Origin of the sequence: Catenulispora subtropica (genome assembly GCF_039531675.1) — a bacterium.
Classification (GTDB): Bacteria; Actinomycetota; Actinomycetes; order Streptomycetales; family Catenulisporaceae; genus Catenulispora; species Catenulispora subtropica.
In genome coordinates, this window is sequence record NZ_BAAAQM010000108.1 from 1 (window position 1) to 11974 (window position 11974).

General features: G+C 70.6%; 13 protein-coding genes and 1 pseudogene. All 14 read right to left on the reverse strand.

The window, feature by feature from the left end; genetic code table 11:
* Positions 1–337 (reverse strand): annotated as a pseudogene (locus tag ABD466_RS43850) (F0F1 ATP synthase subunit alpha); the annotation flags it as partial.
* Positions 338–510: 173 nt separating this feature from the next.
* The gene (locus ABD466_RS43855) at positions 511–1326 is read right to left on the reverse strand and encodes a F0F1 ATP synthase subunit delta (RefSeq protein WP_344663255.1); all 816 of its coding nucleotides are present in this window, start codon (positions 1324–1326) and stop codon (positions 511–513) included.
* Positions 1326–1877, reverse strand: coding sequence for a F0F1 ATP synthase subunit B (locus ABD466_RS43860; RefSeq protein ID WP_344663256.1), 552 nt, complete (start codon positions 1875–1877; stop codon positions 1326–1328). The genes ABD466_RS43855 and ABD466_RS43860 overlap by 1 nt, the downstream gene beginning before the upstream one ends.
* 44 nt (positions 1878–1921) lie before the next feature.
* Positions 1922–2164, reverse strand: a complete 243-nt coding sequence (gene atpE, locus ABD466_RS43865; RefSeq protein WP_344663257.1) for an ATP synthase F0 subunit C — start codon at positions 2162–2164, stop codon at positions 1922–1924.
* Positions 2165–2299: 135 nt separating this feature from the next.
* Positions 2300–3151 (reverse strand): F0F1 ATP synthase subunit A, encoded by an 852-nt coding sequence (gene atpB / locus ABD466_RS43870; protein ID WP_344663258.1) that lies wholly within the window; start codon positions 3149–3151, stop codon positions 2300–2302.
* A 97-nt stretch (positions 3152–3248) separates the two neighbouring features.
* Positions 3249–3614: an AtpZ/AtpI family protein gene (locus tag ABD466_RS43875; protein ID WP_344663259.1), complete on the reverse strand. Its 366-nt coding sequence runs from the start codon at positions 3612–3614 to the stop codon at positions 3249–3251.
* Between the two features lie 174 nt (positions 3615–3788).
* Positions 3789–4274, reverse strand: a complete 486-nt coding sequence (locus tag ABD466_RS43880) for a Cg1360 family ATP-synthase-associated protein (RefSeq protein ID WP_486334160.1) — start codon at positions 4272–4274, stop codon at positions 3789–3791.
* 286 nt (positions 4275–4560) lie between these two features.
* Positions 4561–5946, reverse strand: coding sequence for an MraY family glycosyltransferase (locus tag ABD466_RS43885; RefSeq protein WP_344663261.1), 1386 nt, complete (start codon positions 5944–5946; stop codon positions 4561–4563).
* Between the two features lie 269 nt (positions 5947–6215).
* Positions 6216–6866: an L-threonylcarbamoyladenylate synthase gene (locus tag ABD466_RS43890; protein WP_344663262.1), complete on the reverse strand. Its 651-nt coding sequence runs from the start codon at positions 6864–6866 to the stop codon at positions 6216–6218.
* Positions 6867–6885: 19 nt separating this feature from the next.
* Positions 6886–7770 (reverse strand): peptide chain release factor N(5)-glutamine methyltransferase, encoded by an 885-nt coding sequence (prmC, locus tag ABD466_RS43895; RefSeq protein ID WP_344663267.1) that lies wholly within the window; start codon positions 7768–7770, stop codon positions 6886–6888.
* Positions 7771–7870: 100 nt separating this feature from the next.
* Positions 7871–8941 carry a peptide chain release factor 1 gene (prfA, locus tag ABD466_RS43900; protein ID WP_344663263.1) on the reverse strand — a complete coding sequence of 357 codons (1071 nt, stop codon included), beginning with the start codon at positions 8939–8941 and terminating at the stop codon, positions 7871–7873.
* 118 nt (positions 8942–9059) lie between these two features.
* Positions 9060–9275 (reverse strand): 50S ribosomal protein L31, encoded by a 216-nt coding sequence (gene rpmE / locus ABD466_RS43905; RefSeq protein ID WP_344663264.1) that lies wholly within the window; start codon positions 9273–9275, stop codon positions 9060–9062.
* A gap of 92 nt (positions 9276–9367) precedes the next feature.
* Positions 9368–10159, reverse strand: coding sequence for an alpha/beta hydrolase family protein (locus ABD466_RS43910; protein WP_344663265.1), 792 nt, complete (start codon positions 10157–10159; stop codon positions 9368–9370).
* Between the two features lie 77 nt (positions 10160–10236).
* The coding region (gene rho, locus ABD466_RS43915) for a transcription termination factor Rho (RefSeq protein WP_344663266.1) at positions 10237–11974 on the reverse strand (1738 nt) is incomplete at its 5' end.

Consider the following 11974-nt stretch of genomic DNA (forward strand, 5'->3'; position numbering starts at 1 on the left):
TCACCACGCGGCCCAGGAACTTGTCGCCGATCGGGGTGGACAGGATCTCGCCGGTGCGCGCGACCTTCTGGCCCTCCTCGATGCCGGCGTAGTCGCCCAGGACCACGACGCCGATCTCGCGGACGTCCAGGTTCAGGGCGATGCCCAGGGTGCCGTCCTCGAACTTCAGCAGCTCGTTGGTCATGGCCGAGGGCAGGCCCTCGACCTTGGCGATGCCGTCACCGATCTCGGTCACGGTGCCGACTTCGTCCTTCGACGCCTCGGGCGCCTTGTACGAATCGACAAAGCGCTCCAACGCGTCCCGGATCTCCTCCGGACGGATCGTGAGCTCCGTCATGAGTATTCCTGCTCTCCTAGGTTCATCCGGGCCCGGGCAGCGGCGGGCCCCTCCGTCCGAGGGATTCCGCCCGCCGCCACCACCCGCAGGTCGTTTCTGGTGGGTACTGCTGTATGTACTTCTTGTACGACGCTAAGCCGTGACGCCGAGCGCCGCTGGGCGGCCGCCCGGCCTCAGCCGGCCAGCTGCCGCTGGGCCTGGGCCAGCCGGGAGGCGACCGTGCCGTCGATGACCTCGTCGCCGACCCGCACCGACAGCCCGCCGAGCACCGCCGGATCGAGGTCCAGGTTCAGGTGGACCTGCTGCCCGTACAGGCGCTTGAGCACCGCCGAGAGCCGGTCGCGCTGCTGCTCGGTCAGCGGCACCGCGGCCTTCACGTACGCGATCAGCCGCTGCCGGCGCTCGGCCGCGGCCTTGCCGACCTCGGCCAGGCCGGCGCTGATCGACCGGCCGCGCGGATTCGCCACCAGGCGCCCCACCAGACGGTACGTGGTCGGGTCCACCTTGCCGCCGATCAGGCCGTCGATCAGCGCGACGCGCTTGTCGGCCGCGACCCGGGTGTCCCCCAGGGCCAGCGCCAGGTCGCCGTTCGAGTCCAGCAGCCGGCCCAGCCGGAACAGCTCGTCCTCGACGTCGTCCAGCTTGCCGTCGCGCTCGGCGACGGCCAGGTCGGCGCGGACCGAGAGGTCGGCCACGGCGTCGGACAGGTCGCGCGGGGCGCTCCAGCGGGACCGGACCAGCCCGGCCACCAGGGCCGCGGCGTCGGCGCCGATCTTGCCGGCCAGCAGCGCGGTCGCGATGTCCGCGCGCTGGGCCGCCGGCCGCGCCGGGTCGGTCAGCATCCGGCGCAGCGCCACGTTCTGCGCGAACGCGCTCGCCACGGCCGCCAGGTCGTCGGCGATGCCGGTGAGGTCCGCGCCCGGCGCCGAGGTGAGGGCGTCGAGGCGGTCGGCCCCGGCCGCGAGGGCCTCGCGGCTGGCGCCCTGCATCAGGCACCCGCCTTCGCGGTGGCCTCGGCGTCGGCCTTGGCCTCCAGCTCGGCCAGGAACCGGTCGACGGTGCCGCGCTGACGGGCCTCGTCCTCCAGCGACTCACCGACGATCTTGCTCGCCAGCTGGATCGCCAGCGTGCCCAGGTCGCTCTTGAGCGCGGCGCGGGTCGCGGCGGCGTCGGCGTCGAGCTGGGCCCGGCCGCCGGCCACCAGGTTGTCGCGCTGCTCCTGGCCCTCGCCGCGCAGCTGGGCGACGATCTCGGCGCCCTGCTCGCGCGCCTTCTGGGTGATCGTCGCGGCCTCGTGGCGCGCCTGCGTCAGGTTGCGCTGGTACTCCTCCTGCAGCGCGGCGGCGGCGGCCTGGGCCTCCTCGGCGCGCTGCATACCGCCCTCGATGGCGTCGGTGCGCTCGTCGAGAGTCTTCTTGATGCTCGGAAGCAGCTTCTTCCAGAAGATCACGAAGATGATGAGGAACGCGATGGTGCCGACGACGAGTTCGTCGCCCTGCGGCACGATCGGGCTCTCAGCCAGGATGACTCCTGCTGCCATGGTCTTCCACCTTCCCTAGGTCCGAAGTGGCTCGGGATGGCTCTTTACTTCAGGACGAACGGCGCGATGAAACCGAGCAGCGCGAGCGCCTCGGTCAGCGCGAAGCCGATGAACATGTTGGTGCGGATCATGCCGGCCGCCTCGGGCTGGCGGGCCATGGCCTGAACACCGTTACCGAAGATCAGGCCGACACCGATACCCGGGCCGATGGCCGACAGACCGTACCCGAGGGAGCCCAGGCCCTTGATCGTGGTGGTCGAGTCCGCGAGGGTGGTCAGAGCGCTCATGTCTCTCGTTTTCCTTCTGGTTGGCCGGCGGGCGCTTTGCCAACCGGTCGTCTTGTGATTTCTGGAATTGTGGTCTTGCCCGCGCTCCCCGTCGGGAACAAGGAAGCGCCCGTCTACGTAAGTACTTGTGTGGTACTAGTGCGCTTCCTCGAGTGCGCCGGCGAGGTAGCTCGCGGTCAGCAGCACGAAGATGTAGGCCTGCAGGGCCTGGATGAACAGCTCGAAGCCGGTCATCACGATCGCCATGGTGAACGACGCGCCGGAGAACACGATCCCCTTGACGCTGAACATGTACCAGGCGCCGATGGAGAAGGTGGCGATCAGCAGGTGGCCGGCGAACATGTTCGCGAAGAGCCGGATCGCCAGCGTGAACGGCCGCACGAAGATGTTCGACAGCAGCTCGATCGGGGTCAGGATGAACAGGATGCCCAGCGGCACGCCGCTCGGAACGCCCAGCACCTTGAAGTAGCCCAGACCGTGCCGCTTGAAGCCGGCGTACATGTAGGTCAGCCAGACCATGACCGCCAGCGTCATCGGGAACGCGATGCGCGAGGACACCGGGAACTGGATGCCCGGGACGAACGACATGACGTTCATCAGCCAGACGAAGAAGAACAGCGAGAACAGGAAGGGCACGTACTTGTCGCCCTTGACGCCCATGGAGTCGCGCGCCATGCGGTCGCGGACGAACAGGTACGCCACCTCGCCGACGTTCTGCACGCCGCGCGGCACCATCTTCGGCTTGTTGAAGGCGATCCAGAAGAAGCCGACGATCAGCACGGTGATCAGCGCGGCCAGCACCACCGGCTTGGTGACGCCCCAGCCGGCGATGTGGAACCACGGCCGGTTGGAGAAGTCGAAGATCTGGTCGGTCGGGGCGACGCAGTCGAAGCCGCCGTTGTTCCCGAAAAGGTGCGGCGTTCCGTTGCCGCAGCCCTCGCCGCCCTCGGCGGCGAGGACGGTGCCGGTAGCGAGGCTAAGGCTCATCGTGTGTGTCCAGACTGGCTCATCGTGACGGCAACCTTCAGGTGTCGGCGCGTCCGGGCGGCCCCGGCTCGCGCGATCGGCACTGGATGTGTCGTGGCTATCGGTGTTGCGGGTCGTGCTGGTCCTGCGAGTCCTGCTGCCGTGCCTGCAACGCGTCGGCGGCCTGGTCGGCCAACTCGCGCCGCTTGCGGAGCAGTTCCTCGCGCTCCTGCCTCTCCAGCACCGACAACTGCCGGAACGTGAGAAACAGGGCCGCGGCGAGTCCGAAGACCACCCCGATCGGTGCGAACACGGTGGAGGTGCCGGCCCACTTGTCGATCAGCCAGCCGAGGCCGCCGTAGAGGACCATGCCCGACAGCAGGTAGCCGGTGATGGAGTACGGATCGACCTTCTTCTCGCGCTTGCCGGTCGACTCGCCCTTCCCGGACTTCCTGGGAGGATTCGGCTTCTGGGTACTGCTCATGCCGCCTCGGACGATAGCAGGAGAGATGACCTTCCCTGAAACCCAGCTGAGAAGGCGTGAGTGGCACGCTGGAATGCGTTATGGGGGCCGCAGCCGACACCGTTCGAATCCGAACGGAGGGCAGGCGACGCGTCATCTCCGGCCGACCGGCCGGTCGCGGGACGGTCATGGTTCTTACCGGCCGCCGAGGGGCGTCGGTTCGGACTCGGCGGTGCTCTCCGGGCGCTTCTGCGCCGCGGTCTTGAGCTTGAGGGAGTCCGGCATCGCGGAGGGGTCCGCGTAGAAGATCTTCGTCTTCAGCACCGCACGGGTCTCGGCGGCCAGCCACACCAGGGTCAGGCCCAGCATGGTGAACCCGAACGACCGGAAGTGGAACAAGGTGGTGTGCTTGAACGCGACCATCAGCACGGCCAGGAAGACGATCTTGCCGAGATAGGTGAGCATCGCGTAGCCGAGCAGCATCTCCGGCTTGGTCTGCGCGACACGGCTGATGACGACGATCGTCACCGAGAAGAAGGCGAGGACGATCACGCTGCCGAGCAGCGCCCCGATCAGGCCCTTGCCGCCGACCAGCACGGTGCAGAGCACGACGGCGATCGCGCCGGCGACAGCGGTGGGCACCGCTGCTCCGCGCAACAATCGGGCGTCAATGGCCTGCATGGCTTCCCTTGAAGAAGTCTTGTAGGTCGCTGCCGGGGATCCGGCACCGCATCGTGTCGGTTCAGGTTACGGGGGTGGGTCGTTCTGCTCACCACCCCGGTCTCCCCTTGTTCGTGAAAGCTATCACAAGCTCGCGTTCTACGCACGAACCGGTTTTCGGACCGGCGCGGACCTGTGTTTTTGCGGAGAGGCTCCGTCAGAGTGCGTACTTTTTCCACCTGGGGGAACTCCGGCGGATGGACGCCGGGCGGCCGCCGGCCGGCGCCGGATGACCGCCCGGATGTGATCAACGTGACAGCGTCCGTGGACGCATCGCGCCGTCGGCGTCGTCCGGGGCCTTGGCTATGGCCGGGATGCCCGGCGCGGTGACGGGGCCCGGGGCGGGGGTGAGGTTCGGGGCCGGGGGCGGGCCCGGGGCCGCGGTCGTGGTCGGGGCCACCGCGGGTGCCGGCGCCGCCGGAGCCGAGGGCTGCGCCCGGTGCCGGGCCCCTGCCGCCGCCCCGCCGCGCCGGGTGGGGGCCTTGGCCCGCAGGCGCTCCCGGTGGTCGCCGAGTCGTGGTCCCAGCAGCAGCAACAGTCCCAGCAGTGTCATCGCTATGGCCAGGTAGACCACCGGCTGGCGGGAGGGTGTGACGGCGAACAGCACGGTGACGAACGCGACCAGGGCGGCCCAGAAGTACATGATGAGCACCGCGCGCCGCTTGGAGTGGCCGATCTGCAGCATCCGGTGGTGCAGGTGGCCCTTGTCTGCGGCCAGCGGCGACATGCCGGCCTTGGTGCGGCGCACCACCGCCATCACCATGTCGGCGATCGGCAGCAGGGTCACCGACACCGGCATGATCAGCGGTAGGTAGGCCGGGACCAGCTTGTGCACCGTGGAGGTCTGGGTGACGGTCTGGCTGATGTTCTCGCCGAGCTGGTAGGGGTCGATGCCGCCCATGACCGTGATCGAGGTGGCGGCCAGCAGCATGCCCAGCAGCATCGAGCCGGTGTCGCCCATGAACATCCGGGCCGGGTCCCAGTTGTGGGCCAGGAAGCCCAGGCACACCCCGACCGTGACGATCGCGATCAGGGCCGGCGCGGTCGCCCCGGTGAGCTTGTAGCTGACCGCCAGCCGGTAGCAGTAGGCGAACGAGGCCAGGCCCGCGATGCACGTGATACCGGCGGCCAGGCCGTCCAGGCCGTCGACGAAGTTCACCGCGTTCATCAGCAGCAGCACCAGGAACACCGACAGCACGATGGACAGCGTCGGGTCCACGGCCACGATCCCTATGCCCGGGATGACCAGCCAGCTGATCTGGATCCCCTTCACCACCATCACCGAGGCGGCGAAGATCTGCCCGGCCAGTTTGGTCAGCGGATCCAGCTCGTATTTGTCGTCCACCACGCCCAGCACCACCACCAGGAAGGCGCCCCACAACAGCGCCTGCATGGTGTCGGCGGTGTGGTAGACGTTGCGCTCCAGCATCGGGAAGTGCTCGGCGACCTTGATCGCGGCGGCCAGGCCCACGAACATCGCCAGACCGCCCATCCGCGGGATCGGGGTCTTGTGCACGTCCCGGTCCCGGATCGCCGGCACCAGGCCGAACCGGATCGACAGCGCCCGGATCGGGCCGCCGAGAAGCAGGGTCACCGCAAGGGCCACCGTCATGGCGAGCAGGTACTCCCGCACGGGGATCCTCTCCGCTTCTCTCGCAGTGCTGAAGGGATTCGGCAAGAACTGGCAGGAACCGTCGGGCACCACCAGTATCGCCAGACAACCCTACGCCGACTACCGGCAGCCAGTGCGTCACAACTGTGTACCGGGAGCGGGCCGCCGGGGAACGGCTCGTGGGACCGTCACGGACGGCCCCGGGGCGCCGCGGAACCGGCTGGCGGCGTTGGGCTGTCTGGTCGAACGGCTACGGACGGCTACGGACAGCCACCGCCGGCCACGGACGGCTACTCGGCCCGGGTCAGCGTGGGCGCGACCTCGAGCAGTTCCTCGAATCGGATCGCCCCCTCGCGCAGCAGCACCGGGACCGTGCCGGTGACGTCGACGATGGAGCTGGCGCCGCCCTCGCCGCCGACCGGGCCGGCGTCCAGGTAGACCGACACCGCGTCGCCGAACTGGTCCTGGGCTTCCTGCGCGGTCTGCGCCGGGGCCATGCCGGTCTTGTTGGCGCTGGAGACCGCCATCGGGCCGGTCTCGGTGAGCAGTTCGATCGCCACCGGGTGCAGCGGCATGCGGACCGCGACGGTGCCGCGGGTCTCGCCCAGGTCCCACGTCAGGGTGGGCTGGTGCATGGCGACGATGGTGAGGCCGCCGGGCCAGAACGCGTCGACCAGCTCCCAGCCGACCGAGGGCATGCCGGCCACCAGGCCGTGCAGGGTGGCCGGAGAGGGCACCAGCACCGGGCTGGGCATCGCCGGGCCGCGGCCCTTGGCCTCCAGCAGCGCGCGCACCGCCCAGTTGGTGAAGGCGTCGGCGCCGATGCCGTAGAGCGTGTCGGTCGGCAGGACCACCAGTTCGCCGCGGCGGACCGCGCCGGCGGCCTCCCGTAATCCGGTCTTGCGCTGCTCGGGATCGCTGCAGTCGAATCGGCGGCTCATGGGGGGTGAGTTTAGCCGCTCAGCCCTTGCGGGCCGTCACGAACCTGGGTCTGCCGGTCAGGTCGCGATGGTCCGAGGCCTCCGCCCAGCCGCGCTCCTCCAGGAAGATGCGCTGGACCTCGCCGCCCTGCTTGTCGGAGTGTTCGAAGGCGGCCCAGCCGCCGGACTTCAGCAGCCGCTGCGCGGTGCGCTCCAGGCCGCGGATCAGGTCCAGGCCGTCGGGGCCGGAGAACAGGGCCAGCTCCGGGTCGTGGTCCCGGGCCTCCGGGGCCACGTACTCCCACTCGGTGAGCGGGATGTAGGGCGGGTTCGAGACGACGACGTCGACCCGGCCGTCCAGTTCCGGCAGCGCCGTGACGGCGTCCGCGAGGTGGAGCGTGACCCGCTCCCCCGCCTCCACCGCCGCGATGTTGCGGGAAGCCCAGGTGTAGGCGTCCTCCGACAGCTCCACGGCGTGCACGCGAGCCCGCGGCACCTCCTGCGCTATCGACAGCGCGATGGCGGCCGACCCGGTGCACAGGTCGACGATCAGCGGCTCGGCGACGTCGAGGGCGCGGAGCTTGTCGATGGCCCAGCCGACCATCACCTCGGTCTCCGGGCGCGGCACGAAGACCCCGGGCCCGACGGCCAGCTCCAGGTAGCGGAAGTAGGCCGCGCCGGTGATGTGCTGGAGCGGCTCGCGGTTCGCGCGGCGGGCGACGACCTCCCAGTACCGGGCGTCGAAGTCGTGGTCGGCGACGCGGTGCAGGTCGCCTCGGCGGACGCCGTGCACCCAGGCCGCGAGCTCCTCGGCGTCGTGCCGGGGCGAGCCGACGCCCGCCTCGGCGAGGCGCAGCGAGGCCTGGGCGATCTCGGCGCGCAGGAGCGAGGACGGAGCCTTGGCCGCGGCCCCGGGCGGGGGCACGGGCGCCGGTGCGGGCTCGTTCGCCGGGTTCCCCGCGTCCGCGGCGGCGCCGGAGTTGCCGGCCGCGGCCGGAGTGGAGTCAGTCACGCTGCCGCGCCCCTCAGTTGCCCCCGGCCGCGAGCTTCGCGGCGGTGTCGGCGTCGACGCAGGCCTGGATCACCGCGTCCAGGTCGCCGTCGAGCACCTGGTCCAGGTTGTAGGACTTGTAGCCGACCCGGTGGTCGCTGATGCGGTTCTCCGGGAAGTTGTAGGTGCGGATCCGCTCGGAGCGGTCGACGGTGCGGATCTGCGACTTGCGCGCGTCCGAGGCCTCCCGGTCGGCCTCCTCCTGCGCCACCGCCAGCAGGCGGGCCCGCAGGATGCGCATCGCGGACTCCTTGTTCTGCAGCTGCGACTTCTCGTTCTGGCAGCTCACCACCACGCCGGTGGGCAGGTGGGTGATGCGGACCGCGGAGTCGGTGGTGTTGACCGACTGGCCGCCCGGGCCGGACGAGCGGAAGACGTCGATGCGCAGGTCGTTCGGGTTGATCTCGACCTCGACCTCCTCGGCCTCGGGCAGCACCAGCACGCCGGCCGCCGAGGTGTGGATCCGGCCCTGCGACTCGGTGACCGGGACCCGCTGCACCCGGTGCACGCCGCCCTCGTACTTCAGGCGCGCCCAGACCCCCTCGCCGGCGTCGTTGACCCGGCCCTTGACCGCGACCTGCACGTCCTTGTAGCCGCCGAGGTCGGACTCGGTCGACTCCAGCACCTCGGTCTTCCAGCCCTGCCGCTCGGCGTAGCGCATGTACATGCGCAGCAGGTCGCCGGCGAAGAGCATGGACTCCTGGCCGCCCTCGCCGCCCTTGATCTCCAGGATGACGTTCTTCTCGTCCATCGGGTCCCGGGGGATCAGCAGCTTCTGCAGCCGCTCCTCCAGCACCGTGCGGCGCTCCTCCATCCCCGGGATCTCCTCGCCGAAGGCGGGGTCCTCGGCCGCGAGCTCCCGGGCGGCGGCGATGTCCTCGCCCACGGCCTGGTACTCGCGGTAGGTCTCGGCGATCGGGCCCAGCTCGGCGTACCGCTTCCCGAGCTTGCGCGCGGTGTCGGCGTCGGCGTGGACGGACGGGTCCGCGAGCTTCGTGCCCAGCTCGGCGTACTCGGCGAGCAGGTCGTCGATGACTTCGAACATGTCACGTCCTTAGGGGTCTTGAGGAGCCGGAAGATCGACCGGGTCCGGAAACACGACGACGGCGCCGGACCACTGCCGGGACCGTCCCCGGTGTGTGGTTCCGACGCCGTCGAAGGTGCTACTTGGCGTCCTTCTTGCCGAAACGAGCCTCGAAGCGCGCCACCCGGCCGCCGGTGTCGAGGATCTTCTGCTTGCCGGTGTAGAACGGGTGGCACTGCGAGCAGACTTCGGCGTGGATGACGCCGTTGGCGGCGGTGCTGCGCGTCTCGAAGGTCGCGCCACAGCCACAGGTCACAGTGGTGGCCACGTAGGCCGGGTGGATGTCAGGCTTCATTTCGGGCTCCTTGGGTCGAGGTGGCCGCCGGGTCTCCATCGGATGGGGTGAACCGGGACCGACGAACCATCTTAACGGGGCGGCGGGGGTGCTTATTCCACCCCGGCCTTCAGCCGGCCCGCCAGGTACTCCACGGTGCGGGTCCAGCTCTCGTGCTTCGGGTCCAGCACCTCGAAGTGGCCCATCCCCGGGAACTCCGCGACCTCGACCTCGTCGCCGGCCTCCCGGGCCGCGTCGGCGAAGTTCCGCGACTGCGAGACCGGCACCCGGTCGTCCGCGTCGCCGTGCACCAGCAGGATCGGGGTCTCCAGCGGCAGCAGCGCGGACGGGGAGGCGGCCGCGTAGCGGTCCGGGACCTCCTCGGGGGTGCCGCCGAGGAACTCGATCGCCGCCGGCACGTCCAGTACGCCCAGGCCCTCGCGGGCGGAGCCCACACCGCTGCGCTCGGCCGCCGCGTCGTAGAGGTTCGCCACACCGGCCTGCGAGACCACCGCCGCCACCTGGAACTCGGACGCGAGCCACAGCGCCAGGTGGCCGCCGGCCGAGTGCCCGATCAGCGCCGTGCGGTCGGTGTCCAGGGGGTACTCGCCGGACACCGCGCCCAGCTGGTCCAGGGAGGCGGAGACGTCGTCGAGGGTGACCCGCCACTCGTTGCCGCCGCCGCCGTCGCCGACCCGGCGGTAGTCGATGTTCCACGCCGCCACGCCGCGGGCCGCCAGGTCCTCGGCCAGCGGCTCCATCAGTTCGCGGTCGAAGGGCGTCCGCCAGAACCCGCCATGGATCAGCACGGCCACCGGGAAGGGGCCGGCGCCTTCCGGGACGTAGAGATCGGCGACCTGAGACGGATGCGGGCCATACGCGAAAGGGGCCGGGGTGATCGTCACCCCGGCCACCTTACTCAGGCCGCTGTCCTCTTACGAGTCGTCGGGTCTCACCCCGTGGACCCGGCGTCCGGCGCGTCCTAGTCCTGCGGACCGACCGTCGTCTTCTGGATGGTCATCAGGAACTCGGCGTTGGACTTGGTCTTCTTCATCCGGTCCAGCAGCAGCTCCATGGCCTGCTGCTGGTCCAGCGCGTGCAGGACGCGGCGCAGCTTCCAGACGATGCCGAGCTCCTCGGCGCTCATCAGGAGCTCCTCCTTGCGGGTGCTGGAGGGGTCGACGTCGACGGCCGGGAAGATGCGCTTGTCGGCGAGCTTGCGGTCCAGCTTGAGCTCCATGTTGCCGGTGCCCTTGAACTCCTCGAAGATCACCTCGTCGAGGCGGGAGCCGGTCTCCACCAGGGCGGTGGCCAGGATGGTCAGCGAGCCGCCGTTCTCGATGTTGCGCGCCGCGCCGAAGAACTTCTTCGGCGGGTACATCGCCTGGCTGTCCATACCGCCGGTGAGGATGCGGCCGGAGGCCGGGGCGCTGGTGTTGTAGGCGCGGCCCAGGCGGGTGATCGAGTCCAGCAGCAACACGACGTCGTGGCCCAGCTCCACCAGGCGCTTGGCGCGCTCGATGGCCAGCTCGGCGACCGTGGTGTGGTCGTCCGCCGGGCGGTCGAAGGTCGAGGCGATGACCTCGCCCTTCACCGAGCGCTGCATGTCGGTGACCTCTTCGGGCCGCTCGTCCACCAGCACCACCATCAGGTGGCACTCGGGGTTGTTCTGGGTGATCGCGTTGGCGATCGCCTGCATGATCATGGTCTTGCCGGTCTTGGGCGGGGCCACGATCAGACCGCGCTGGCCCTTGCCGATCGGCGCGATCATGTCGATGATGCGCGTGGTCAGGATGCCGGGCTCGGTCTCCAGGCGGAGCCGGTCCTGCGGGTACAGCGGCGTCAGCTTGGTGAACTCCGGGCGCTGCCGGGCCGCCGACGGCTCCAGGCCGTTGATCGAGTCCAGGCGCACCAGGGCGTTGAACTTCTCGCGGCGCTCGCCCTCCTGCGGGGCCCGGATCACGCCGGTCACGGCGTCGCCCTTGCGCAGGTTGTGCTTGCGGACCATGGCCAGCGAGACGTAGACGTCGTCCGGGCCGGGCAGGTAGCCGGAGGTCCGCACGAAGGCGTAGTTGTCCAGGATGTCGACGATGCCGCCGACCGGGATCAGCACGTCGTCGTCGGAGATGGTGGTCTCGACGTCGGAGCCGCCCTCGCCGCGGTTGCGGTTGCGGCGGTTGCCCTGCCGGTCCTCGCGGCCGCGGCCGCGGTCCCGGGTCCGGCGGTTGCCGCCCCGGCGGTCGTCGAAGTCGTCGCCGCCGCCCTGGCCCTGCTGTCGGCCGCCGCCCTGGCCCTGGTCACGGCTCTGGTCACGGCCCTGGTCGCGGCCCTGGTCGCGGCCGCCGGACTGCTGGCCGCCGCCGTCGCCGTCGGTGCCGCGGCCCCGGTCGCGGTCCCGGCGGCTCCGGTCCCGGCGGGTGCGCTGCTGGTCGCCGTCGCCGGCGGAGGAGTCGGCGGAGCCGCCGGCGGCCTGGCCGCCCTCGGCGACCGCCACCGCGGTCTCGGCGGCCTTCACGGCGCGGTCGCCGCGCTCGCCGCGGTCGCCGCGCTCGGCCCGCTCGTCGGCTCCCTGGTCCGCCCGATCGGCGGCTGGTTCGCCGACCGCCTCGCCGGCGCCCCCATCACCTCCGGCGCGTTCGTCCTCATGGCCGCCGGCGCGATGGGCGCGATCTGGGGGATCAACGCGGGGTCGTTCCCGCTGTTCTTCGCCGCGTTCATGG

What these genes read in the sequence shown, in the direction of transcription:
- ABD466_RS43855 (WP_344663255.1), bottom strand. Translation starts at nt 1,326, where the DNA reads ATGCAGGGCGCCAGCCGCGAGGCCCTCGCGGCCGGGGCCGACCGCCTC.
- ABD466_RS43860 (WP_344663256.1), bottom strand. Translation starts at nt 1,877, where the DNA reads ATGGCAGCAGGAGTCATCCTGGCTGAGAGCCCGATCGTGCCGCAGGGC.
- atpE (WP_344663257.1), bottom strand. Translation starts at nt 2,164, where the DNA reads ATGAGCGCTCTGACCACCCTCGCGGACTCGACCACCACGATCAAGGGC.
- atpB (WP_344663258.1), bottom strand. Translation starts at nt 3,151, where the DNA reads ATGAGCCTTAGCCTCGCTACCGGCACCGTCCTCGCCGCCGAGGGCGGC.
- ABD466_RS43875 (WP_344663259.1), bottom strand. Translation starts at nt 3,614, where the DNA reads ATGAGCAGTACCCAGAAGCCGAATCCTCCCAGGAAGTCCGGGAAGGGC.
- ABD466_RS43880 (WP_486334160.1), bottom strand. Translation starts at nt 4,274, where the DNA reads ATGCAGGCCATTGACGCCCGATTGTTGCGCGGAGCAGCGGTGCCCACC.
- ABD466_RS43890 (WP_344663262.1), bottom strand. Translation starts at nt 6,866, where the DNA reads ATGAGCCGCCGATTCGACTGCAGCGATCCCGAGCAGCGCAAGACCGGA.
- prfA (WP_344663263.1), bottom strand. Translation starts at nt 8,941, where the DNA reads ATGTTCGAAGTCATCGACGACCTGCTCGCCGAGTACGCCGAGCTGGGC.
- rpmE (WP_344663264.1), bottom strand. Translation starts at nt 9,275, where the DNA reads ATGAAGCCTGACATCCACCCGGCCTACGTGGCCACCACTGTGACCTGT.